18 protein-coding genes are annotated in these 23,304 nt (G+C 62.6%); 16 read left to right on the forward strand and 2 right to left on the reverse strand.

Annotated elements, in window-relative coordinates:
- Positions 1-9: 9 nt before the first annotated feature.
- From ACLEJU_RS20665 to bfr, 4 genes are all read left to right on the forward strand, one after another.
- Entirely contained in the window at positions 10-1,011 is a 1,002-nt protein-coding gene (locus tag ACLEJU_RS20665) for a DNA-directed RNA polymerase subunit alpha (RefSeq protein WP_003255452.1), read from the forward strand.
- A gap of 42 nt (positions 1,012-1,053) precedes the next feature.
- The gene (rplQ, locus tag ACLEJU_RS20670; RefSeq protein ID WP_003255451.1) at positions 1,054-1,440 is read left to right on the forward strand and encodes a 50S ribosomal protein L17; all 387 of its coding nucleotides are present in this window, start codon (positions 1,054-1,056) and stop codon (positions 1,438-1,440) included.
- 172 nt (positions 1,441-1,612) lie between these two features.
- Positions 1,613-3,052, forward strand: coding sequence for a catalase (locus tag ACLEJU_RS20675; protein ID WP_435423887.1), 1,440 nt, complete (start codon positions 1,613-1,615; stop codon positions 3,050-3,052).
- A gap of 163 nt (positions 3,053-3,215) precedes the next feature.
- Positions 3,216-3,680 carry a bacterioferritin gene (gene bfr, locus ACLEJU_RS20680; protein WP_003257116.1) on the forward strand — a complete coding sequence of 155 codons (465 nt, stop codon included), beginning with the start codon at positions 3,216-3,218 and terminating at the stop codon, positions 3,678-3,680.
- Positions 3,681-3,752: 72 nt separating this feature from the next.
- Here bfr and uvrA read toward each other — a convergent pair whose 3' ends face one another.
- Positions 3,753-6,587: an excinuclease ABC subunit UvrA gene (gene uvrA / locus ACLEJU_RS20685; RefSeq protein ID WP_435423888.1), complete on the reverse strand. Its 2,835-nt coding sequence runs from the start codon at positions 6,585-6,587 to the stop codon at positions 3,753-3,755.
- Between the two features lie 129 nt (positions 6,588-6,716).
- Here uvrA and ACLEJU_RS20690 point away from each other — a divergent pair, with 129 nt between their 5' ends.
- Complete coding sequence (locus tag ACLEJU_RS20690) at positions 6,717-8,111, forward strand: MFS transporter (RefSeq protein ID WP_103448766.1); 1,395 nt, start codon at positions 6,717-6,719, stop codon at positions 8,109-8,111.
- 9 nt (positions 8,112-8,120) lie between these two features.
- Entirely contained in the window at positions 8,121-8,663 is a 543-nt protein-coding gene (locus tag ACLEJU_RS20695; protein WP_085677073.1) for a single-stranded DNA-binding protein, read from the forward strand.
- Positions 8,664-8,743: 80 nt separating this feature from the next.
- On the opposite strand, the gene ACLEJU_RS20700 is transcribed toward ACLEJU_RS20695, so the two are convergent.
- Positions 8,744-10,144, reverse strand: coding sequence for a PLP-dependent aminotransferase family protein (locus tag ACLEJU_RS20700; protein ID WP_435423889.1), 1,401 nt, complete (start codon positions 10,142-10,144; stop codon positions 8,744-8,746).
- A gap of 426 nt (positions 10,145-10,570) precedes the next feature.
- Between ACLEJU_RS20700 and ACLEJU_RS20705 the strand changes: the two genes are divergently transcribed.
- From ACLEJU_RS20705 to selB, 10 genes are all read left to right on the forward strand, one after another.
- Positions 10,571-11,596, forward strand: a complete 1,026-nt coding sequence (locus tag ACLEJU_RS20705; protein ID WP_435423890.1) for a TauD/TfdA family dioxygenase — start codon at positions 10,571-10,573, stop codon at positions 11,594-11,596.
- A 32-nt stretch (positions 11,597-11,628) separates the two neighbouring features.
- Positions 11,629-12,414, forward strand: a complete 786-nt coding sequence (locus tag ACLEJU_RS20710) for a sulfite exporter TauE/SafE family protein (RefSeq protein WP_099814604.1) — start codon at positions 11,629-11,631, stop codon at positions 12,412-12,414.
- Positions 12,415-12,436: 22 nt separating this feature from the next.
- Positions 12,437-13,201, forward strand: coding sequence for an SDR family NAD(P)-dependent oxidoreductase (locus ACLEJU_RS20715; RefSeq protein ID WP_435423891.1), 765 nt, complete (start codon positions 12,437-12,439; stop codon positions 13,199-13,201).
- Between the two features lie 162 nt (positions 13,202-13,363).
- Positions 13,364-13,819 carry a hypothetical protein gene (locus ACLEJU_RS20720; RefSeq protein ID WP_435423892.1) on the forward strand — a complete coding sequence of 152 codons (456 nt, stop codon included), beginning with the start codon at positions 13,364-13,366 and terminating at the stop codon, positions 13,817-13,819.
- Between the two features lie 391 nt (positions 13,820-14,210).
- Entirely contained in the window at positions 14,211-17,279 is a 3,069-nt protein-coding gene (fdnG, locus tag ACLEJU_RS20725) for a formate dehydrogenase-N subunit alpha (RefSeq protein ID WP_435423893.1), read from the forward strand.
- Positions 17,279-18,229, forward strand: coding sequence for a formate dehydrogenase subunit beta (gene fdxH / locus ACLEJU_RS20730; RefSeq protein WP_435423894.1), 951 nt, complete (start codon positions 17,279-17,281; stop codon positions 18,227-18,229). Before fdnG ends, fdxH begins: the two co-directional genes overlap by 1 nt.
- Complete coding sequence (locus ACLEJU_RS20735; protein WP_110637807.1) at positions 18,226-18,882, forward strand: formate dehydrogenase subunit gamma; 657 nt, start codon at positions 18,226-18,228, stop codon at positions 18,880-18,882. The genes fdxH and ACLEJU_RS20735 overlap by 4 nt, the downstream gene beginning before the upstream one ends.
- A 4-nt stretch (positions 18,883-18,886) precedes the next feature.
- A complete protein-coding gene (fdhE, locus tag ACLEJU_RS20740) occupies positions 18,887-19,807 on the forward strand; it encodes a formate dehydrogenase accessory protein FdhE (protein WP_435423895.1) in 921 nt (306 codons plus the stop codon).
- A gap of 145 nt (positions 19,808-19,952) precedes the next feature.
- Positions 19,953-21,380, forward strand: coding sequence for an L-seryl-tRNA(Sec) selenium transferase (selA, locus tag ACLEJU_RS20745; protein ID WP_435423896.1), 1,428 nt, complete (start codon positions 19,953-19,955; stop codon positions 21,378-21,380).
- Positions 21,377-23,299: a selenocysteine-specific translation elongation factor gene (gene selB, locus ACLEJU_RS20750; protein WP_435423897.1), complete on the forward strand. Its 1,923-nt coding sequence runs from the start codon at positions 21,377-21,379 to the stop codon at positions 23,297-23,299. The genes selA and selB overlap by 4 nt, the downstream gene beginning before the upstream one ends.
- Positions 23,300-23,304: the final 5 nt, after the last annotated feature.

The raw sequence follows: 23,304 nt of genomic DNA on the forward strand, positions 1-23,304 counted from the left end.
GGTGCATCCATGCAGATTTCGGTAAATGAGTTCCTGACTCCCCGCCATATTGATGTGCAGGTAGTCAGTCCGACCCGCGCCAAGATTACGCTCGAGCCTCTCGAGCGTGGTTTCGGCCATACCCTGGGCAACGCGCTGCGCCGCATCCTGTTGTCCTCCATGCCTGGCTGTGCAGTAGTCGAGGCCGAGATCGATGGCGTACTCCATGAGTACTCCGCGATCGAAGGTGTTCAGGAAGACGTAATTGAAATCCTGTTGAACCTGAAAGGCCTGGCTATCAAACTGCACGGTCGTGACGAAGTTACGCTGACCTTGTCGAAAAAGGGTTCGGGGGTGGTTACCGCTGCCGATATTCAGCTGGATCACGATGTCGAGATCGTCAACCCCGATCACGTAATCGCGAACCTGGCGTCCAACGGCGCCCTGAACATGAAGCTCACTGTAGCTCGTGGTCGCGGTTACGAGCCGGCTGACTCCCGTCAAACCGACGAAGACGAAAGCCGTAGCATTGGCCGTCTGCAGCTGGACGCCTCGTTCAGCCCGGTGCGTCGTATCGCCTATGTGGTCGAGAACGCCCGTGTTGAACAGCGTACCAACCTGGACAAGCTGGTCATTGATCTGGAAACCAACGGCACCCTGGATCCTGAAGAGGCTATCCGCCGCGCTGCGACCATCCTGCAACAGCAGCTGGCCGCGTTCGTCGACCTCAAAGGTGACAGTGAGCCTGTCGTAGTCGAGCAGGAAGACGAGATCGATCCGATCCTGCTGCGCCCGGTTGACGACCTGGAACTGACTGTACGTTCGGCCAACTGCCTCAAGGCGGAGAACATCTACTACATCGGCGACCTGATTCAGCGTACCGAAGTAGAGCTGTTGAAGACTCCTAACCTTGGCAAGAAGTCCCTGACTGAAATCAAGGACGTTCTGGCCTCTCGTGGTCTGTCTCTCGGCATGCGCCTCGACAACTGGCCGCCTGCAAGTCTTAAGAAAGACGACAAGGCGACCGCCTGATCGTCGTAATCACCGAACGTAGTGTTTGGTAAGGAATGAATCATGCGTCATCGTAAAAGTGGACGTCACCTGAGCCGTACCAGCTCTCACCGCAAGGCTATGTTCCAGAACATGGCAGTGTCGTTGATCGAGCACGAGCTGATCAAAACCACCCTGCCGAAAGCCAAGGAACTGCGCCGCGTTGCCGAGCCGCTGATCACCCTGGCCAAGGAAGACAGCGTTGCTAACCGTCGTCTGGCCTTCGACCGTACCCGTTCGAAGTCCGCTGTTGGCAAACTGTTCAACGACCTGGGCAAGCGTTACGCCACCCGTCAGGGCGGCTACCTGCGCATCCTGAAGTGCGGTTTCCGCGCTGGCGACAACGCGCCTATGGCGTATGTCGAGCTGGTTGATCGTCCGGTCGGCGGTGCTGTAGAAGCTGCTGAGTAAGACGTTCTGTCTGCTACAAAGAACCGGGCCTAGTGCCCGGTTTTTTGTGTCCGCAAGTATTGTTTATTTCTATTGATACAAGTCATGTAATGAATTTGTTCTGAAACAACCGCTCGTCGATACTCCTTCTCAAGCCGTTTAGCCGGCGCCTGAAGACCGATAAGGAGAGCCCATGAGCAAGATTCTCACCACCGCCAGCGGTGCACCTGTAGCTGACAACCAGAATTCCCGCTCCGCCGGCCCACGCGGCCCGCTGCTGCTCGACGACTTCCACCTGATCGAGAAGCTCGCCCACTTCAACCGCGAGAACATCCCTGAGCGCCGTGTGCACGCCAAAGGCTCGGGTGCCTACGGTACCTTCACTGTCACCCGCGATATCACCTCGCACACCAGCGCCAAGCTGTTCGAACAGATCGGCAAGCAGACCGAAACCTTCCTGCGATTCTCGACGGTCGGCGGCGAGCGTGGCTCGGCGGATACCGAGCGTGACCCACGTGGTTTTGCGGTGAAGTTCTACACCGAGGAAGGCAACTGGGACATCGTTGGCAACAACACGCCGGTGTTCTTCATCCGCGACCCGCTGAAGTTCCCGGATTTTATCCACACCCAGAAGCGCCACCCGCAAACCAACCTGAAGAACGCCCAGATGATGTGGGACTTCTGGTCGCACTCGCCCGAGGCGCTGCACCAGGTCACCATCCTGTTCTCTGACCGTGGTATCCCGGACGGTTACCGGCACATGCACGGCTTCGGTAGCCACACCTACAGCCTGATCAATGCCCAAGGCGAGCGCACCTGGGTCAAATGGCACTTCAAGACCCAGCAAGGCATCAAGAACCTGGCCCCGGCCGATGCAGCGCGCCTGGCCGGTACCGATCCGGACTACGCCCAGCGTGACCTGTTCGAGGCCATCGAGCGTGGCGACTTCCCGCGCTGGACCGTGTGCATCCAGGTGATGAGTGAGGCCGAGGCCGCCAACCGCGACGAGAACCCGTTCGACGTGACCAAGACCTGGTCGCAGAAGGATTACCCGCTGATCGAGGTCGGTGTACTGGAGCTCAACCGCAACCCGCTGAACTACTTTGCCGAAGTGGAGCAGGCGGCGTTCGGCCCGAGCAACATGGTCCCGGGTGTCGGCCTGTCGCCTGACCGCATGCTGCAGGGCCGCGTTTTCGCCTACGCCGACGCACACCGCTACCGTGTGGGTACCAACCACCAGCAACTGCCGGTGAACGCCCCACGCAGCCCGGTGAACAGCTACCAGCGCGATGGTTCGATGGCCATGGGCAGCTACGGCAGTGCGCCGAACTATGAACCCAACAGCTACGCCGATGCGCCGAAGCAGTCGCCACGCCACGCCGAACCCCCACTGGCCCTCAGCGGCGCAGCGGACCGTCACGACCACCGTGAGGACAACGACTACTACAGCCACGCCGGTGCGTTGTTCCGCCTGATGAGCGACGAGCAGAAGGCACTGCTGATCGGCAACATCGCCGGCACCATGGCGGGCGTCAGTGAAGACGTGATCCAGCGCCAGTTGCAGTACTTCTTCAAGGCCGACCCGGCCTACGGCGAAGGCATCGCCAAGGCATTGGGCGTGAATCTCGCCTAAGTCGAAGTGATAAGAAGAACCGCCCTCATTTGGGCGGTTTTCAATGAAAATCACTACTGTTTAACCGATTTTTTGCATCAAATTGCGCGTTTTTCAGTGACCGCGCGCAAAAGCTGGTTCACACTATGTGCATCAAGCCGTTTTCATAGGGAGAATCAGGGCGATGCAAGGTCACCCGGACGTTATCAACTATCTCGTCACGTTGCTGAAGGGCGAACTGGCGGCTCGCGACCAGTACTTCATTCACTCGCGCATGTACGAAGACTGGGGCCTGTCCAAGCTCTACGAGCGTATCAACCACGAGATGGAAGAAGAGACGCAGCACGCTGATGCCCTGATGCGTCGTATCCTCATGCTCGAAGGCACTCCCGACATGCGCGCGGACGACCTGGAAGTGGGCAGCACCGTGCCGGAAATGATCGAGGCCGACCTCAAGCTCGAGTACAAGGTGCGTGGCGCGCTGTGCAAAGGCATCGAGCTATGCGAGTTGCACAAGGACTACATCAGCCGCGACATCCTGCGCGCGCAGCTGGCTGACACCGAAGAAGATCACACCTACTGGCTGGAGAAGCAGCAGGGCCTGATCAAGGCCATCGGCCTGGAAAACTACCTGCAGTCGCAGATGTAAGTTATCCACGGCCTCACAAAAAAGCCCCTGGCTCCATAGGTACCAGGGGCTTTTTCATGTCACCGGCAACCGTCAGGCCCGGTCACGCTCCAGCAGCGGCTTGAGGTAGTGGCCGGTATAAGACTGCTTCATCTTGGTCAGCTCTTCCGGGGTACCGCAGGCAATGATCTGCCCGCCCTTGGAGCCGCCTTCCGGTCCTAGGTCCACCAGCCAGTCGGCGGTCTTGATCACATCAAGATTGTGCTCGATTACCACTACGGTGTTGCCGTGGTCACGTAGGCGATGCAGAACGTCCAGCAGCTGCTGGATGTCGGCGAAGTGCAGGCCGGTGGTTGGCTCGTCGAGGATGTACAAGGTCTTGCCGGTGTCGCGCTTGGACAGCTCACGGGACAGCTTCACCCGTTGCGCCTCGCCACCGGACAAGGTGGTCGCCGATTGCCCCAGCTTGATGTACGAAAGCCCCACGTCCATCAGCGTTTGCAGCTTGCGCGCCAGCGCCGGCACCGCATCGAAGAACTCGCGGGCATCCTCGATGGTCATTTCCAGCACCTCGTGGATGTTCTTGCCCTTGTACTTGATCTCCAGGGTTTCGCGGTTGTAGCGCTTGCTCTTGCACACGTCGCAAGGCACGTAGATGTCCGGCAGGAAGTGCATCTCGACCTTGATCAGGCCATCGCCCTGGCAGGCCTCGCAACGGCCGCCCTTGACGTTGAACGAGAAACGCCCCGGCCCGTAGCCGCGCGAGCGCGATTCCGGTACGCCAGAGAACAGCTCGCGAATCGGCGTGAAGATGCCGGTGTAGGTCGCCGGGTTCGAGCGCGGGGTGCGGCCGATCGGGCTTTGGTCGATGTCCACGACCTTGTCCAGGTGCTGCAGGCCGTCCATGCTGCTGTGCGGCGCGGCTTCCAGGCTGCTCGCGCCGTTGAGGGCGGTGGCGGCGAGGGGGAACAGGGTGTTGTTGATCAGTGTCGACTTGCCCGAGCCGGACACGCCGGTCACGCAGGTCAGCAGGCCGATCGGGATCTCCAGGTCGACGTTCTGCAGGTTGTTGCCACGTGCGCCCTTAAGCTTGAGCTGCAGCTTCTTGTTGCGCGGGGTGCGCTTTACCGGCACGACAATCTTCTTGCGCCCGGACAGGTACTTGCCTGTCAGCGAATCAGGGTGGTCCATGACCTCCTGCGGCGAGCCTTCGGCGACGATCTGGCCGCCGTGCACGCCGGCACCGGGGCCGATGTCCACCACGTAGTCGGCCAGGCGAATGGCGTCCTCGTCGTGTTCCACCACGATCACGGTGTTGCCCAGGTCGCGCAGGTGGTTGAGGGTGGCCAGCAGGCGGTCGTTGTCGCGTTGATGAAGACCGATGGACGGTTCGTCGAGGATGTACATTACCCCGACCAGGCCGGCACCGATCTGACTGGCCAGGCGGATACGCTGGGCTTCGCCACCCGACAGCGTATCGGCGCTGCGGTCCAGGGTCAGGTAGTCGAGGCCTACATTGACCAGGAACTGCAGGCGCTCGCAGATTTCCTTGAGGATCTTCGCCGCGATCTCCCCACGGCGGCCGGTCAGGGTCAGGTCACCGAAGTAGCTGCTGGCTTCACCGATCGGCAAGTTGGTCACTGCTGGCAGGGTCTTCTCGCCAACCCACACGTGGCGGGCTTCGCGGCGCAGGCGGGTGCCGCGGCAATCCGGGCAGGGCTGGGTGCCGAGGAACTTGGCCAGCTCTTCACGCACGGTGGCCGATTCGGTTTCGCGGTAGCGGCGTTCGAGGTTTGGCACGATGCCTTCGAACGGGTGCGAGCGCTTGACGATATCGCCACGGTCGTTGAGGTACTTGAAGTCGACGCTCTGCTTGCCGCTGCCCTGCAGGATCACCTTCTGGTGGTCGGCTGACAGTTCACCGAACGGCTCCTCCAGGCTGAAGCCATAATGCGCGGCTAGCGAGCCGAGCATCTGGAAGTAGTACACGTTGCGCCGGTCCCAGCCCCGAATCGCGCCTTCGGCCAGGGTCAGCTCACTGTTGACCAGGCGCTTGGTATCGAAGAACTGTTTCACCCCCAGGCCGTCGCAGGTCGGGCAGGCACCGGCCGGGTTGTTGAAGGAGAACAGCTTTGGCTCCAGCTCGCTGATCGCATGTCCACATACCGGGCAGGCGAAGCGTGCGGAGAAGATCATCTCTTCGCCTGGCTCGTCGTCCATGGGCGCCACCAGAGCGATGCCGTCGGCCAGCTTCAGCGCAGTTTCGAACGATTCGGCAAGGCGCTGCTGCAGGTCGGCGCGGACCTTGAAACGGTCCACCACCACATCGATGCTGTGCTTTTTCTGCTTGTCCAGCTTCGGCAGTTCGTCCAGCTCATAGAGCTTGCCGTTGACCCGTGCACGGACGAAGCCCTGGGCGCGCAGCTCATCGAACACCGCCAGGTGCTCACCTTTGCGCTCGCGCACCACCGGTGCCAGCAGCATCAGCTTGCTGCCTTCCGGGCGCTCCAGCACCAGGTCGACCATCTGGCTGATCGTTTGCGCTTCCAGCGGAATATCGTGGTCCGGGCAGCGTGGCGTACCGACGCGTGCGTACAGCAGGCGCAGGTAGTCGTAGATCTCGGTGATGGTGCCGACCGTGGAGCGGGGGTTGTGCGACGTCGACTTTTGCTCGATGGAAATGGCCGGCGACAGGCCTTCGATGGTGTCGACGTCGGGCTTTTCCATCATCGACAGGAATTGCCGGGCATAGGCCGACAGCGATTCCACGTAGCGGCGCTGGCCCTCGGCGTAGAGGGTATCGAACGCCAGGGACGACTTGCCGGATCCGGACAGGCCGGTGATCACGATCAGCTTGTCCCGCGGCAGGGTCAGGTCGATGTTCTTCAGGTTGTGGGTACGAGCCCCACGAATCAGGATCTTGTCCACTGCGGCCTCGCTCGGCGGGCATAAACAAGGAAGTATACGGCGCGCTGCCAGTACGCGGCAAAGCGTCGCGTAGATGCCGTCAAGCTGTCGGACTGATAGAATCGCCGCCGGTTCACACGAGGTTTATCCATGCACGACACCCACAACGAGCGCATGAGCAGCGGCGAAACCCGCGCTGCTAGCGGCCTGGCCCTGGTCTTTGCCTTTCGTATGCTGGGCATGTTCATGGTCTTGCCGGTGCTGGCCACCTACGGCATGGACCTGGCCGGCGCCACGCCCGCGCTGATCGGCCTGGCCATCGGCGCCTATGGCCTGACCCAGGCAGTATTGCAGATCCCGTTCGGGATGATCTCCGACCGCATCGGCCGCCGGCCGGTGATTTACCTGGGGCTGGTGGTCTTTGCCCTGGGCAGCCTGTTGGCGGCCCAGGCCGACTCCATCTGGGGCGTGATCGCCGGGCGAATCCTGCAGGGCGCCGGGGCGATTTCTGCGGCGGTCATGGCCTTGCTCTCGGATCTGACCCGCGAGCAGCACCGGACCAAGGCGATGGCGATGATCGGCATGAGCATCGGCCTGTCGTTTGCCGTGGCCATGGTCATTGGTCCATTGCTCACAAGCCATTTCGGCTTGTCAGGATTGTTCCTGGCCACCGCAGGACTTGCCTTGGTCGGCATCCTGTTGATCGCCTTCGTCGTACCCAATACCCACAGCACCTTGCAGCACCGTGAGTCGGGTGTGGCGCGCCAGGCCCTCGGCCCGACCCTGCGTCACCCGGACCTTCTGCGCCTGGACGTGGGCATTTTCATCCTCCACGCCATCCTCATGGCCAGCTTCGTCGCGCTGCCCCTGGCGTTTGTCGAGCGCGGCGGCCTGCCCAAGGAACAGCACTGGTGGGTGTACCTGACCGCGCTGCTGATCTCATTTTTTGCAATGATCCCGTTCATCATTTACGGCGAAAAAAAGCGCAAGATGAAACGTGTGTTGGCCGGTGCGGTCAGTGTCCTGCTGCTGACGGAAGTGTTCTTCTGGCAGTGGGCTGACGGTTTGCGCGGACTGGTGATTGGCACCGTGGTATTCTTTACCGCATTCAACCTGCTGGAGGCTTCGTTGCCTTCGCTGGTGAGCAAGGTGTCGCCTGCTGGTGGCAAGGGGACGGCGATGGGGGTGTATTCCACCAGCCAGTTCCTGGGCGCCGCCCTGGGAGGAATCCTCGGTGGCTGGCTGTTCCAGCACGGCGGGCTGAACATGGTGTTCCTTGGTTGCGCAATCCTGTGTGCCATCTGGTTGGTCGTTGCCTTGCGCATGAACGAGCCGCCCTATGTGACCAGTCTGCGCATGCCGCTGACGCCAGAGGCAGTTCGGGAAGCCGGCTTGACCGAGCGCCTGATGGCCGTGCCGGGTGTGACCGACGCCGTGGTGGTGGCAGATGAAGCCGCCATCTATATCAAACTGGATACGAAAATTTTGGACCGTGCGACCCTCGAGCGACTGGTGAACCCAGCCTCTTCGGCGTGCGAAGCCTAGGAGAACGTTATGGCCCGTGGGGTTAACAAAGTCATTCTGGTCGGCACCTGTGGTCAGGATCCCGAAGTCCGCTACCTGCCCAACGGTAACGCCGTGACCAACCTGAGCCTGGCCACCAGCGAGCAGTGGACCGACAAGCAGTCGGGCCAGAAGGTCGAACGTACCGAGTGGCACCGTGTGTCGCTGTTCGGCAAGGTTGCCGAGATCGCCGGCGAGTACCTGCGCAAAGGTTCGCAGTGCTACATCGAAGGCAAGCTGCAGACCCGCGAGTGGGAAAAAGACGGCATCAAGCGCTACACCACCGAGATCATCGTCGACATCAACGGCACCATGCAGCTGCTCGGCGGTCGTCCGCAGGGCCAGCAGCAGGGCGGTGACCCGTACAACCAGGGCGGCGGCAACTACGGTGGCGGCCAGCAGCAACAGTATAACCAGGCTCCGCCACGCCAGCAGGCTCAGCGCCCGCAGCAGCAACAGCGTCCGGCGCCACAGCAGCCTGCGCCGCAGCCGGCGGCTGACTTCGACAGCTTCGATGATGATATTCCGTTCTGATCGAGCGGCAAGGCGTCTAGCTGAAACAGAAACCCAGGGCAGTTGCCCTGGGTTTTTTTATGCCCTTCCCACAACCCCGCTCAATAAAACAACCGCGGCTCCGGCGAATCCAGCAGACTCGCCAATTTGGTCAGGGCAAAGCCCAGCTCCTGGCGGCTGGGAGACATCAAGGCAATGCGCACGCCACAGGTGGCATGGCTGCGCTCGGGCAGGAACTGGCTGCCACTGACCACCGTGACGCCATTGTTGCGTGCCAGGTTGGCAAACTCGTCACTGGTCCAGGGCTCGGGCAATTCCAGCCAGATGTGGAAGCTGTTGGGCTGGCTGCGGATCCTGTACTTGCCCAGAATCTCTCGCGCCATATGCTGACGCGCAGCCGCTTCCTCCTGTTGCACCTGCACCAACTGATCGGCCATGCCGCTGTTGATCAGGTTGCTGGCCAGCTGCGCCATCAATGGCGATGGCATCCAGACGCTGCTGCGTACCATCGACGATAGCCGTGAGAGGGTTTGCGGCGGGGCATACAGATAGCCGATACGCAGTGCCGGCAGCACACTCTTGGACAGGCTGGTGAGGTACACCGACCGCTCAGGGGCATACGCGGCAAGCGGCTTGTAGTCCGGGGCGGGTTCGAGAAAGCCATAGATGTCGTCATCGACGATGAACAGGTCGAACTCGCGAGCGATTTCCGCAATGGCCTCGCGCCGCGCATGGGGCATGATCGAGTTGGTCGGGTTCTGGTGCGTGGTGACGCACACCAGCAGCGAAGGGCGATGTTCCAGGCATGCCGCACGCAGCGCCTCGGGAATCAGCCCGAATTCGTCCATGGCCACGCCACGCAGGCGACGCCCCATGCTGTGGGCCAGGGAGATGATGCCTGGGTAGCAGAACGATTCGCACAGCACCACGTCGTCGCTCTTCGACAGGCTGCTGATGGCCACTAGCAAGCCATGCTGGGCGCCGGACGTAAGCACCACCTGCTGCCAGCGTGCCTCAGGGAGCCAGCGTTGAATCCAGGCCGCACCGGCCTGCTTGTGGGTCGCATGACCGCCCTCGGTGACATAGTCCAGCACTTGGGCCAGGTCGGGCGACTGGGCCAGTTCGTTGATGGCACCGCGCAGCCAATCGGTCATGTGGGCGTCACTGGGCTTGATGATCGACAGGTCGATCTGACCGCTCTCGCGCTCAGCGCTGCTGGGGCTGGGCCGTGCAGGAGCAAGCGGGGCAGGGAGCTGCGCCTGGCGTTGTGGCAGCACGAAAGTCCCGCGCCCGACCTCACCCACCACCAGGCCACGCTTGGCGGCTTCGTCATAGGCTCGGCCAATGGTGCCGGGTGTCACGTCCAGTGACTCGGCCAGGTCCTTGAGGGTCGGCAAGCGTTCGCCAGCCACCAGCCGGCCGCTGCCGATGTCCTGCTCCAGGGCGTCGGCGATCATCAGGTAGACCGGCTGCGCCAGGTCGCTGTAGTGAGGAACCCACATAGAAATGGCACCAGAATCTGCGAGAACGCGGAAGCCTAGCACGAAAGGTCTGATGGAAGTAATTGTGTTTTCTTACGTGTAAATTGCCTTGATTGAATCGCATCGATTAGTTGATCGATGGACCTTCCAAGCGGCCCCTGATTGAGATAAATCGGGTCTGCATCCAGCGTCGTTTCGCCACGCTCGCCAGAAACCTTTTGAAATCAATAAGTTGATTGAATCGACTCAATTGGCTTTCTGCGCCTTTTGGAAAATGGATTGAATCGACGTTATTTTTGTAATTACAATGATTGCGTCGATGCAATTCGCTGGCCTCTCGCTGGCTTCAGCCGCTTGCATCGTCCCGCTGTGACCGGCTTCAAAAACATAAACATCTGCCGCCGACACCGACTGGCCTCAAGCCAGCAACATGGAATATCACTGCAAATGGAAAGTGCACACCTGCATCAAGGCGCCGAGGTTCAAGCCTCACTGGAGATCCGTCTGCCCTGGGTCATCTCCAGCGCCTGGCAAACCTTGCTGAACAACACACCGCTCGACTTCGAGACGAGCAAGGAGCTTTATCCACAGCTCAAAGACCAGGCCCAGGACGTGCTGGGCAAGGCGCTGTGCCAACAGATCCGTGGCTTCGTCACGGATCCTTACCTGACCAGCATGATCGTGCGCAATTGCCCGCGTGACCGTGACATCCCACCCACGCCTTATTCGGGCGTACTCAGCCCGCGCAGCACGCCGGTTGCCTGCCTGGTCAGCCTGACCATGCAGAGCCTGATGGGGATCAACCCGGTGGTCTACGAGGGTGAAAACGATGGCCGGCTGTTCCGCCATGTCATTCCTTCGCGCCATTCCTCCAGCCACAAGAGCTCCCATGGCTCGAAGCTGCGCTTCTCCTATCACGTGGACAACCCGGACCTGCCGCTGTCATCCGAGCCGCTCGGCGACACGTCCTGCTGCCCGGAATACCTGTCGTTCTTCGGCATGCGCTGCGACCCGCGCATCAGCACCACACTGGTGAGCCTCGATGCCGTGGTGGCGGCACTGCCTGCGGCCACCGTGCGCGAACTGTGCCTGCCTCAGTTCGAGATCCGCCGCCCCGACTCCTTTAGCGGCAACCGCCGTTGCACGGCCGAACTCCCGGTGCTGGTGCACGGCCAGGCCGGCGAATGGTTGTGCCGTTTCGACAGCGAGAACACCCACGGCCTCAACCTGCGGGCCGAGCAGGCGCTGGCCAGCCTGCGCAGCGTGCTGGAAACCCGTCGCTTCGACGAACCCCACCTGCTGCTGCCGGGCGACTTCATGGTCTTCAAGAACCAGCGAGTGCTGCATGCCCGCGATGGCTTTGAGCCACAGAACGATGGTGCCGACCGCTGGCTGCTGCGTCTGTTCGCGGTCAACGACCTGAACCGCGTGCATTTCGCCCGGGCCGATCACCTTTACGAAGTGCTCTCCTGATTCTCTTTTACTGACTCGACGGACGTACCGATATGGAACTGTTAGGCGCCTTCTGGGCGGAACACTGGTTGCTGGCGATCCTGATGCTGGGCGCTATCGCATTCGTTGCAGGCTTTGTCGACAGCATCGCCGGCGGGGGCGGGCTGTTTCTGGTGCCGGGCTTCCTGCTGGTGGGCATGCCACCGCAGGTTGCCCTGGGGCAGGAGAAGCTGGTCAGCACCCTCGGCACGCTCGCGGCCATCCGCAACTTCCTGGCCAACAGCAAGATGGTCTGGCAGGTGGCGCTGGTCGGGGTGCCGTTTTCATTGCTCGGGGCTTATCTGGGTGCGCATCTGATCGTGTCGATCCCCCAGGAAACCGTGGGCAAGATCATCCTGGCGCTGATCCCGTTCGGCATCCTCATCTTCCTCACCCCCAAGGACCGCCCGGTGGAGGAGCGCGAACTGTCGCCGCGCATGCTGTTCACCGTGGTGCCGCTGACCTGCCTGGCCATCGGCTTCTACGACGGCTTCTTCGGCCCCGGCACCGGCAGCATGTTCATCATCGCGTTCCACTACCTGCTGCGCATGGACCTGGTCTCCAGTTCCGCCAACTCCAAGACCTTCAACTTCGCCTCCAACATCGGCGCCCTGGTGGCGTTCGTCATGGCGGGCAAGGTCGTCTACCTGCTGGCGCTACCGCTGGTGGCCTGCAACATCCTCGGCAACCACCTGGGCAGCGCCCTGGCCCTGCGCAAAGGCAATGAAGTGGTACGCAAGGCGCTGGTGTTCTCGATGCTCTGCCTGTTTACCAGCCTGGGTGTGAAGTACCTGGCCTGACCCCTTTCAAAGGAGATAACTGATGAAAACTGCATTCGTGACCGGCGCTTCTTCGGGCTTTGGCCGGGCCATCTGCCGCACCCTGATCGGCAAGGGCTACCGTGTGATCGGCGCCGCCCGGCGCATGGACAAGCTGCAAGTGCTGGAGGCCGAGCTGGGCGACAATTTCATTGCGCTGGCGCTTGATGTCACCGATCCGCTGTCGATCGAGTCGGCGTTCGAACAAGTCCGCGACGCCTCGCTGCAAATTGACCTGCTGGTGAACAATGCCGGGCTGGCGCTGGGTGTCGACCGCGCCCAGGCCAGCAGCAGCGAGAACTGGCAGCAGATGATCGACACCAACGTCACCGGCCTGGCGATGGTGACCCACAAAGTCCTGCCGCAGATGGTGGAGGCTGACAGCGGCATGATCATCAACATGGGCTCCATCGCCGGCACTTATCCGTACCCGGGCGGCAATGTGTATGGCGCCAGCAAGGCGTTTGTCCGCCAGTTCAGCCTCAACCTGCGCGCCGATCTGGCGGGCACCCGCGTGCGGGTGAGTAATATCGAACCGGGGTTGTGCTCGGGCACCGACTTTTCGGTGGTGCGCCTGAACGGCGACCTGGATGCCGTGCAAGCGCTCTACCGCGACGTGGAGGCCATCTTGCCGGAGGACATCGCCGCTACGGTGGCCTGGATTGCCGAGCAACCGGGGCATGTGAACATCAATACCGTCGAGATCATGCCGGTGGCCCAGAGCAGCGCGGCACTCAATGTGGTGCGTAACCTGCCGCGTTGTTTTTAGGATCTCACAAGCGCCATGAGCCTACAGGCATGCGCCTAGATGCGGACTGGGAATATTCGGGCGAAGTATCTCTTTGTGTTGTAGGGCATTTCTGAAGCTGCTCTTGCGTCAACTATCTGCTACGGCCGTTGCTTAGTATCCATGTTTTCAAAGGAGTGGATCATGCAACCAAGCAATGATGAGTCTGTTCAAAAGGAAATCAAACTGATAGCTTCGGCAGGGGACTATCAGGTCCCCGGCTTCAGCGAAGACTATGCGGCCTATCTTGAAGGTATCGACGATGGTGCCGGTTTTTTCGGCGGCTTAGCGATGGCGGTAGGTGGTGTAATTGCCCTCGTAGGCTTCAGTACAGCGGTTTTCGGCCCTGAGACGATTACTTACAGCAGAATGGCTGGCCCGACCTTGCTTCAATATGTGCAGATGTACCCAGGTCCGATATTCAGTGTGGGGGGAGCTCTTGTCGCTTTGTGTTCTCACCTTTACGGCAAAAGGGCTGTTACCCGAGAGGTATTTCTCTTGTCACACTACAAACTTATCTCCCGCGACGGGAGAGATATCAGTGGTGAGGTCAAAGTGCGTTATCTGGATGGCGATAAGTTCAACATGGCTATCAACTGACCAGTGCTTTGGCCACGATCATCAGGTAATTCGTAATTGCATGCATGACATTGCCTGGCATGTTCAGGCCGGGTTCCCAGGATAGGGCGCGGCAGTGCAGGTCAATGGTTCGATGCCCCCCATGTCAGCAGTATGGGGCAGGGCAAATCTGGTGCTCGCTTCACCATTTTCAATGCTTGTGAAATTGAGCGCCGCCCGCAACCCGGCTCCTGCATCTGTTTCGGGGCAGTCACTCCTGCACCCTTCGTGCGTACACCCCTGACCCATGTCATCGCACCTTCTAATTTCTTGACTAGTCTTATCTATTGGCGGCCATCAATCAGCCGCCACCGTGACTACCAAGAGGCGCCGGCCATGTTCCGTGCGTCCACCACCTGATCAGGAGTGCACGATGGATCTCAACCGTCGGCAGTTCTTCAAGGTCGCCGCCGTCGGCCTTGGAGGCTCGAGCCTGGCGGCGTTGGGCATGGCCCCGACGCCGGCCTTCGCCGAGCAGGTGCGTCACTTCAAGCTGGCGCACACCAAAGAGACGCGCAACACCTGCCCCTACTGCTCGGTCGGCTGCGGCCTGATCCTGTACAGCCAGGGCGATGCGGGCAAGAACGTCAAACAGAACATCATCCACATCGAAGGCGACGCCGATCACCCGGTCAACCGCGGCACCCTGTGCCCGAAAGGCGCCGGGCTGCTCGACTTCATCCACAGCCCGAGCCGCCTCAAGTACCCCGAGGTGCGCAAGCCGGGCAGCAACGAGTGGGTGCGGGTCAGCTGGGACGAGGCGCTCGACCGCGTCGCCGACCTGATGAAGAAAGACCGCGACGCCAACTTCATCGAGAAGAATGCCCAGGGGCAAACGGTGAACCGCTGGCTCACCACCGGTTTCCTCGCTGCTTCCGCCGCCTCCAGCGAGGCCGGCTACCTGACCCACAAGGTCGTCCGCGCAACAGGCATGCTGGGGTTCGATAACCAGGCACGTGTCTGACATGGCCCGACGGTGGCAAGTCTTGCCCCGACGTACGGCCGTGGCGCCATGACCAACCACTGGTCAGATATCGCCAACGCGAATCTGGTCCTGGTAATGGGTGGCAACGCAGCAGAAGCGCATCCGTGCGGCTTCAAATGGGTGACCGAAGCCAAGGCGCATAACCAGGCGCGGCTGATCGTGGTCGATCCGCGGTTTACCCGTACCGCTTCGGTGGCGGACTACTACGCGCCGATTCGTACCGGTACCGACATCGCCTTCATGGGCGGGCTGATCAACTACCTGCTGAGCAACGACAAGATCCAGCACGAGTACGTGCGCAACTACACCGACGTGTCGTTCATCGTCAAAGAAAGCTATGGCTTCGAGGACGGGCTGTTCAGCGGCTACGACGAAGCCAAGCGTGTGTATGCGGATAAATCCGGCTGGGGCTACGAGCTGGGCGAGGACGGCTTCGCCAAGGTCGACCCGACCCTGCAGCACCCGCGCTGCGTGTACCAGCTGATGAAGCAGCACTACAGTCGCTACACCCCGGAACTGGCCAGCATGACCTGCGGCATGCCGCAGGACGCCATGATGAAGGTCTGGGAGGAGATCGCCACCTGCTCGGTACCGGGCAAGACCATGACGATCCTCTACGCACTCGGCTGGACGCAGCACTCCATCGGCGCGCAGATCATCCGCAGTGCGGCCATGGTCCAGCTGCTGCTGGGCAACGTCGGCATGCCGGGCGGCGGGGTCAACGCCCTGCGCGGGCACTCCAACATCCAGGGCCTGACCGACCTTGGCCTGCTGTCCAACTCATTGCCGGGTTACCTGACCTTGGCCGGTGACGCCGAGCAGGACTACGCCACCTACATCGACAAGCGTGCGTCGAAGCCGCTGCGCCCGGGGCAGCTGTCGTACTGGCAGAACTACGGCAAGTTCCACGTCAGCCTGATGAAGGCCTGGTACGGCGCCAACGCCACGGAGGAGAACAACTGGGGATACGACTGGCTGCCCAAACTCGATGTGCCCGCCTACGACGTGCTGCGCATGTTCGAAATGATGGGCCAAGGCAAGGTCAATGGCTACATGTGCCAGGGCTTCAACCCGATCGCTGCGCTGCCGGACAAGAACCGCGTCACCGCGGCCTTGGGCAAGCTCAAGTGGCTGGTGATCATGGACCCGCTGGCCACCGAAACCTCGGAATTCTGGCGCAACGCCGGGCCGTTCAACGATGTCGACACGGCCAATATCCAGACCGAGGTGATCCGCCTGCCCACCACCTGCTTCGCCGAGGAGGATGGCTCACTGGTCAACAGCAGCCGCTGGCTACAGTGGCACTGGAAGGGCGCCGACGGCCCGGGCGAGACCCGCACCGACGTGCAGATCATGAGCGAGCTGTTCATCCGCCTGCGCCAGCGCTACCAGGCAGAAGGCGGCGCCTATCCCGACGCAATGATGAACATCAGCTGGCCGTACAAGATCCCCGAAGAGCCATCGCCTGAGGAGCTGGCCAAGGAGATGAACGGCTGGGCGGTCTCCGACCTGACCGACGCCACCGGTGCCACCCTCAAGGCAGGCCAGCAGTTGTCGGGCTTCGGCCAGATGAAAGACGACGGCAGCACCGCTTCCGGCTGCTGGATCTTCGCCGGCTGCTGGACCGAACAGGGCAACCAGATGGCCCGCCGCGACAACAGCGACCCGTACGGCATGCACCAGGTGCAGAACTGGGCCTGGGCCTGGCCGGCCAACCGCCGCATCCTCTACAACCGCGCCTCCAGCGACCCGCAAGGCAAACCGTGGGACCCGGAGAAGAAGCGCCTGGTGTGGTGGAACGGCAAGGCCTGGACCGGCACCGACGTGCCCGACTTCAAGGTCGACTCGCCGCCAGAGGCGGGGATGAACCCGTTCATCATGAACCCCGAAGGCGTGGCGCGTTTCTTTGCCATCGACAAGATGGCCGAAGGCCCGTTCCCCGAGCACTACGAGCCGTTCGAGACGCCGATTGGCATCAACCCGCTGCACCCGCAGAACAAGAAGGCCATCAGCAACCCGGCTGGGCGGATCTTCGATTCAGTGTGGGACACCCTCGGCAAACACGACGAGTTCCCTTACGCGGCGACCACCTACCGGCTGACCGAGCACTTCCACTTCTGGAGCAAGCATTGCCGCTTGAATGCCATCGCCCAGCCCGAGCAGTTTGTCGAGATTGGCGAGGTGCTGGCCAACGAGAAAGGCATCAAGGCCGGTGACCGGGTGCGGGTGTCGAGCAAGCGGGGCCATATCGATGCGGTGGCGGTGGTGACCAAGCGGATTCGTCCGCTGCAGGTCAACAACCAGACCGTGCACCAGATTGGCATCCCGCTGCACTGGGGTTTCACCGGGGCCACGCGGCATGGCTACCTGACCAACACCCTGGTGCCGTTCCTCGGTGACGGCAACACCCAGACACCAGAGTCCAAGTCGTTCCTCGTCAAAGTGGAGAAACTCTGATGGCCAGCCAAGACATCATCGCCCGCTCGGCCACCACCACCGTTCCGCCTTCGGTACGCCAACTGGAAGAGGTCGCCAAGCTGATCGACACCACCAAGTGCATCGGCTGCAAGGCCTGCCAGGTGGCGTGCTCGGAGTGGAACGAACTGCGTGACGAGGTCGGTCACAACCACGGCACCTACGACAACCCCCAGGACCTCACTGCCGAAACCTGGACCCTGATGCGCTTCACCGAGCACGAGCGCGACGACGGCAACCTGGAGTGGCTGATCCGCAAGGACGGCTGCATGCACTGCGCCGACCCCGGCTGCCTGAAGGCATGCCCGAGCCCGGGCGCGATCATCAAGCACGCCAACGGCATTGTCGACTTCAACCAGGACCACTGTATCGGCTGCGGCTACTGCATCACCGGGTGCCCGTTCAACATTCCGCGCATCTCGCAGAAGGACCACAAGGCGTACAAGTGCACCCTGTGTTCCGACCGCGTGAGCGTGGGCCTGGAGCCGGCCTGCGTGAAGACCTGCCCGACCGGGGCGATCGTATTCGGCAGCAAGGAGGAGATGAAGGTGCATGCCGCCGAGCGCATCGTCGACCTCAAGTCGCGCGGCTTCGACCAGGCCGGGCTGTACGACCCGGACGGCGTTGGCGGCACCCACGTGATGTATGTGCTGCACCATGCCGACACGCCAAAGCTGTATGCCGGCCTGCCGGACCAGCCGGTGATCAGCCCGCTGGTGGGCTTGTGGAAAGGCTTCACCAAGCCGCTGGCGCTGCTGGCCATGGGCGCGGCGGTGCTGGCCGGGTTCTTCCACTATGTGCGGGTTGGCCCGCAGCGGGTGGAAGAGGATGAGCACCCCGCACCGCCGGACGACAGCGTGCATCAGGTGGACCCGTCGGTGCATGTCTATGATCCGACCAAGCCCGGTGGGCAAGGGGAGCAGCGGCCATGAACGACAACAAACCCATCCTGCGCTACAACGCCAACGAGCGGACCAACCACTGGATCGTCGCGATCCTGTTCATGACGGCGGGTCTCTCGGGGCTTGCGCTGTTCCACCCGGCGCTGTTCTGGCTCAGCCACCTGTTCGGCGGCGGGCCGTGGACGCGCATCCTCCACCCGTTCCTGGGCGTGGCGATGTTCGTGTTCTTCCTCGGCTTGGTGTTCCGCTTCTGGCGCGCCAACTTCATCACCGCCAATGACCGCCTGTGGCTGCGCCGCGTGGACCGGGTGATGCTGAACAAGGAGGAGGGCGTGCCGCCAATCGGCAAATACAACGCTGGGCAGAAGCTGCTGTTCTGGACCCTGCTGGCGTGCATGCTGGTGCTGCTGCTCAGCGGCGTGGTGATCTGGCGTGCGTACTTCAGCCACCTGTTCGGCATCGAGGTCATTCGCCTGTCGGCGCTGGCCCATGCCCTGGCGGCGTTTGTGCTGATCCTCAGCATCATCGTGCACATCTACGCCGGGATCTGGATCAAGGGCTCGATCGGCGCCATGCTGCATGGCTGGGTCAGCCGCGCCTGGGCACGCAAGCACCATGAGTTGTGGTACCGCGAAGTGACCGGCGACAAAACGCCGGGCAATCACGGACGGAAAGAAGGATGAGCGCTTGAGCACGATACTCGAACCCGGGCAGATCGAAGCGTCGGCAGTGATGCCGCCGTTTCTGCATCTGCCGCCTGCCAATCTGTTTGCACTGCGCGCAGTGCGCCTGGAACACCTGGCCGAGGGCAACGCCCTGGGTGATTACCTGCGGCTGATCGCTCAGCTGTGCCACGTGCAGCAGCATCTTGTGGATAACCCTCCCGGTGGATTGCCGGTGGCCGAGGAGCGCCAGCGCCTGTGCATAAGTCATGGCCTGCCACCGCTGGCAGCCGACAGCCTGGTGCGTGAGGGGCCGTGGCTGGTCTGGTTGCAGGCCTTGCTCACACACCTTGATAGCGAGGCCAGTGGTGCGCTCGGCGAGGCGCTGCAAACCCTGCATGACAGTGACGACAGCCAGCGCAAGGGCTGGGGTATCGCTTTGCTCGCCGGGCAATACGATGCAGTGCCGGCGGCGCTGGTACCGTTCATTGGCGCTGCCTTGCAGGCCGCCTGGTCGAGCTGGTTGCTGGCGCTGCCTGCCCCTGAACTGAAGCCTGGCGGGAGTCTGTCACAGTGCCCGGCCTGTGGTTCGCCAGCGATGGCCGGGGTGGTGCGCAACCGAGGCAAGCACAACGGCCTGCGTTACCTGGCCTGTTCGCTGTGTGCCTGTGAGTGGCATGTGGTGCGGGTCAAGTGCGTGTATTGCGAGTCGAGCAAGGATTTGCGTTACACCAGCCTCGAAGATGATCGTCATGCACCGGGCAAGGCGCCGCTACGGGCCGAATGCTGCCCGGCATGCGAGAGCTACCTGAAGCAGAACTATCTGGAAAACGATGCGGCGGCCGAGCCGCTGGCCGACGACCTGGCCAGCCTGGCGCTGGATATCCGCCTGGACGAGGAGGGTTTCCATCGCCTGGCACCCAACCTGATGCTCGCGCCTGGGTAGTGGCTGAGTGTCTACACTGCAATAGCGAGTCGCCTGCTTTGCGGGGCAAGCCCGCTCCTACAAGGGCATGCGTTTTCCCTGTAGGAGCGGGCTTGTCCCGCGAAAGGGCCATCAAAGACAACGGATCAGTCCAAGGTAGTACCGCATGTCCTCCAGCCTAGCCAGCGACACCCCACGCCTGCCCTCCATCGACACCCTCCTGCGCCACCCGGCCTGCCTTCCGCTGATCGACCGCCACGGCCGCGACGCCGTGCTGGCCACCCTGCGCCAGCTGCTCGATGACCTCCGTGACCCCGCCCGCAACGGCGAGCTCAGCAGTGCCGAACTGGCCGCTGAAATCCTCCTTGGCCGTACCGGCGAGCGCCTATCGATCCAGCAACGCAGCCAGGTCCGCCGCGTGTTCAACCTCACCGGCACCGTGCTGCACACCAACCTCGGCCGCGCGCTGCTGCCCGAGGAAGCGGTCGAGGCCATGCAGACTGCCGCCCGCTACCCGCTCAACCTGGAATTCGACCTGGCCACCGGCAAGCGTGGCGACCGTGATGACCTGATCGAAGGCCTGATCCGCGAGCTCACAGGCGCCGAGGCCGTCACCGTGGTCAACAACAATGCCGCGGCCGTTCTGTTGGCGCTCAACAGCCTGGGCGCACGCAAGGAAGGCATCATCAGCCGTGGTGAACTGATCGAGATCGGCGGTGCCTTCCGCATCCCTGACATCATGGCCAGGGCCGGGGTGAAGCTGCACGAGGTCGGCACCACCAACCGCACTCACGCCCGTGACTATGAAGCCGCCATCGGCCCGCGCACCGGCCTGGTGATGCGCGTGCACTGCAGCAACTACAGCATCCAGGGCTTTACCCATCAGGTGCCGACCGCCGAGCTGGCGCGTATCGCCCGCCAGCATGAACTGCCACTGCTTGAAGACCTCGGCAGCGGCAGCCTGCTCGACCTCACGCGCTGGGGGCTGCCCGCCGAACCGACGGTGCGCCAGGCCTTGGCCGATGGCGCCGATATCGTCACCTTCAGCGGCGACAAACTGCTGGGCGGGCCGCAAGCAGGCATCATCGTCGGCCGCAAGGCGCTGATCGCCAGGATCAAGAAGAACCCGCTCAAGCGTGCACTGCGCGTCGACAAGATTACCCTAGCGGCACTCGAGGCGGTGCTGGCGCTGTACCGCAACCCCGATCGCCTCGCCGAACGCCTGCCGAGCCTGCGCCTGTTGACCCGCAGCCAGGCCGAGATCCAATCCCAGGCCGAGCGCCTGGCCCCCGAGCTCAAGGCGCACCTGGGCGAGCAGTGGCGAGTCAGCGCCGAGCCCGCGCTGGGCATGATCGGCAGTGGCAGCCAGCCGGTGGCACGCCTGCCCAGTGCGGCGCTGTGCCTGCGCCCGCAAGTATCGAAGAAGCTGCGCGGGCGCAGCCTGCATGTACTGGAGCGGGCCCTGCGCGACCTGCCGGTGCCGGTGCTCGGGCGTATCGATGACGACGCCTTGTGGCTCGACCTGCGCCAGCTCGACGATGAGGCCCAGTGGCTGGCGCAACTGCCGGCCTTGCAACTGGGGCCAGTGCAATGATCGTCGGCACCGCCGGCCACATCGACCATGGCAAGACCGCGCTGCTTCAGGCCCTCACCGGCCAGGCCGGTGACCAGCGTCAGGAAGAGCGCGCCCGTGGCATGACCATCGACCTCGGCTACCGCTACGCGGCGCTGGCCGAAGGCGCGGCTCTGACCGGTTTCATCGATGTGCCGGGCCATGAGCGGTTTATCCACAACATGCTGGCCGGCGCGCATGGCATCGACTTGGTGCTGCTGGTGGTGGCCGCCGACGACGGGGTAATGCCACAGACCCGCGAGCACCTGGCAATCATTGAGTTGCTGGGTATTCCCCAGGCATTGGTGGTGATCAGCAAATGCGACCGGGTCGAGCCCGCACGCCTGGCCGAGGTGCAGGCGCAAGTCAGGGATCTGCTGGCAGAGGGGCCTTATGCCAAGGCCCGGCAATTCCCCGTGTCGAGCATCACCGGGGAGGGTATCGAAGTGTTGCGCCGGGCCTTGCTGGAGGCCGAAGTGCGGGTGCGTCAGCGCAGCGTGCGCGGCGGTTTTCGCCTGGCGGTCGATCGCGCCTTTGCCGTGACCGGCGCCGGTGTGGTCGTGACCGGCACGGCTCTGGCCGGTCGCGTCAGTACTGGCGACACCTTGCTGTTGGGTAAAGCCGGCAAGCCGGTGCGGGTGCGCGGCCTGCACGCGCAGAACCAGGTGGCATTGGTGGCCGAGGCCGGCCAGCGGGTGGCGTTGAACATCACTGCCGAACGCCTGGCGGTGGAGCAGGTGCACCGAGGCGACTGGCTGGTGCCCGAATGGCTGCATGCACCCAGCGTGCGGGTGGATATCGAATTGTGCCTGCTACCCGGGGAAACCCGCATATTCGAGCACTTCAGTGCCGTTCATGTACACCTAGGCACCCAGGATGTGACGGCCCGGGTGGCCTTGCTCGAAGGCGAAACCTTGGCCGCTGGCCAACGCATGTTTGCCCAGCTGCTGCTCAACGCGCCGTTGCAGGCGGTCCACGGTGACCGCCTGGTGCTGCGGGACCAGCGTGCCCAGCGCACCCTTGGCGGCGGCAAGGTACTCGACCCGTTCGCGCCCAGTCGGCAGCGCCGCAGTGAAGAACGCCTGCGCCAACTGCAGGTGCTGCGTGATGCAGAGAATCTGGAGGAGGCACTGCCGGCCTTGCTCGCCAGTGCGCTCGGTGGCCTCGACCCGCAGCGCCTGGAGCGCCAGTTCAATCGCCAGCGCGATACCTGGTTGTTGCCCAATGATGTGCTGGTGGTAGCCACGCGCCAGGGGCCGCTGCTGTTTGCCAAAGGTCAATGGCTTGCACTGAGGCATAAGGTGCTGGAGCAGCTGGCGCGTTTTCACGAACAGGAGCCCGACCAGCTCGGCCCGGATCGTGACCGCCTGCGGCGCTTCGCCGCCTTGCCGCTGGAGCGCCCGGCGTTTGTCAGCCTGCTCGATGAGCTACTCAATGAGCAGGTGATAGCCAGCACCGGGCCATGGTTGCATTTGCCTGATCACAAGGTGCAGTTGAGCACCGCCGACAGTGCGTTGTGGGAACGCCTGCAGCCGAAATTGCTGGCAGGGCAATATGACCCGCCCTGGGTCCGGACGCTGGCTGCTGAAGAAAACTGCGCGGAGGCGGATGTACGCTTGCTGCTGCGCAAGCTGGCCCGGCTGGGCCTGGTGCATCAGGTTGTGCGCGACCTGTTCTACCCTGAGGTGACGTTAGGGCGCATGGCAGAGCTGCTGCTGGGGCAGGCCAGCGAGACGCCGGTAGTGCAGGTTGCTGCGTTTCGCGATATGTTGGGCATCGGTCGCAAGCGCAGTGTGCAGATTCTCGAATACTTCGACCGCATCGGCCTGACCCGGCGGGTGGCCGACCAGCGCTACATCCGCGCCGACAGTGCCCTGGCCCAGCAGCAGGCCAGGCACTGAGTTCA

Origin of the sequence: Pseudomonas sp. SMN11 (assembly GCF_052041945.1) — a bacterium.
In the GTDB taxonomy this organism is placed as follows: domain Bacteria; phylum Pseudomonadota; class Gammaproteobacteria; order Pseudomonadales; family Pseudomonadaceae; genus Aquipseudomonas.

Bases quoted from the DNA above. Each gene is read 5' to 3' on its own strand.
- ACLEJU_RS20695 (WP_085677073.1), top strand. From the start codon at position 8,121: ATGGCCCGTGGGGTTAACAAAGTCATTCTGGTCGGCACCTGTGGTCAG.
- ACLEJU_RS20710 (WP_099814604.1), top strand. From the start codon at position 11,629: ATGGAACTGTTAGGCGCCTTCTGGGCGGAACACTGGTTGCTGGCGATC.
- ACLEJU_RS20735 (WP_110637807.1), top strand. From the start codon at position 18,226: ATGAACGACAACAAACCCATCCTGCGCTACAACGCCAACGAGCGGACC.
- fdxH (WP_435423894.1), top strand. From the start codon at position 17,279: ATGGCCAGCCAAGACATCATCGCCCGCTCGGCCACCACCACCGTTCCG.
- ACLEJU_RS20665 (WP_003255452.1), top strand. From the start codon at position 10: ATGCAGATTTCGGTAAATGAGTTCCTGACTCCCCGCCATATTGATGTG.
- ACLEJU_RS20700 (WP_435423889.1), bottom strand. From the start codon at position 10,144: ATGTGGGTTCCTCACTACAGCGACCTGGCGCAGCCGGTCTACCTGATG.
- selA (WP_435423896.1), top strand. From the start codon at position 19,953: ATGTCCTCCAGCCTAGCCAGCGACACCCCACGCCTGCCCTCCATCGAC.
- ACLEJU_RS20705 (WP_435423890.1), top strand. From the start codon at position 10,571: ATGGAAAGTGCACACCTGCATCAAGGCGCCGAGGTTCAAGCCTCACTG.
- ACLEJU_RS20720 (WP_435423892.1), top strand. From the start codon at position 13,364: ATGCAACCAAGCAATGATGAGTCTGTTCAAAAGGAAATCAAACTGATA.
- ACLEJU_RS20690 (WP_103448766.1), top strand. From the start codon at position 6,717: ATGCACGACACCCACAACGAGCGCATGAGCAGCGGCGAAACCCGCGCT.
- bfr (WP_003257116.1), top strand. From the start codon at position 3,216: ATGCAAGGTCACCCGGACGTTATCAACTATCTCGTCACGTTGCTGAAG.
- ACLEJU_RS20715 (WP_435423891.1), top strand. From the start codon at position 12,437: ATGAAAACTGCATTCGTGACCGGCGCTTCTTCGGGCTTTGGCCGGGCC.
- rplQ (WP_003255451.1), top strand. From the start codon at position 1,054: ATGCGTCATCGTAAAAGTGGACGTCACCTGAGCCGTACCAGCTCTCAC.
- ACLEJU_RS20675 (WP_435423887.1), top strand. From the start codon at position 1,613: ATGAGCAAGATTCTCACCACCGCCAGCGGTGCACCTGTAGCTGACAAC.
- selB (WP_435423897.1), top strand. From the start codon at position 21,377: ATGATCGTCGGCACCGCCGGCCACATCGACCATGGCAAGACCGCGCTG.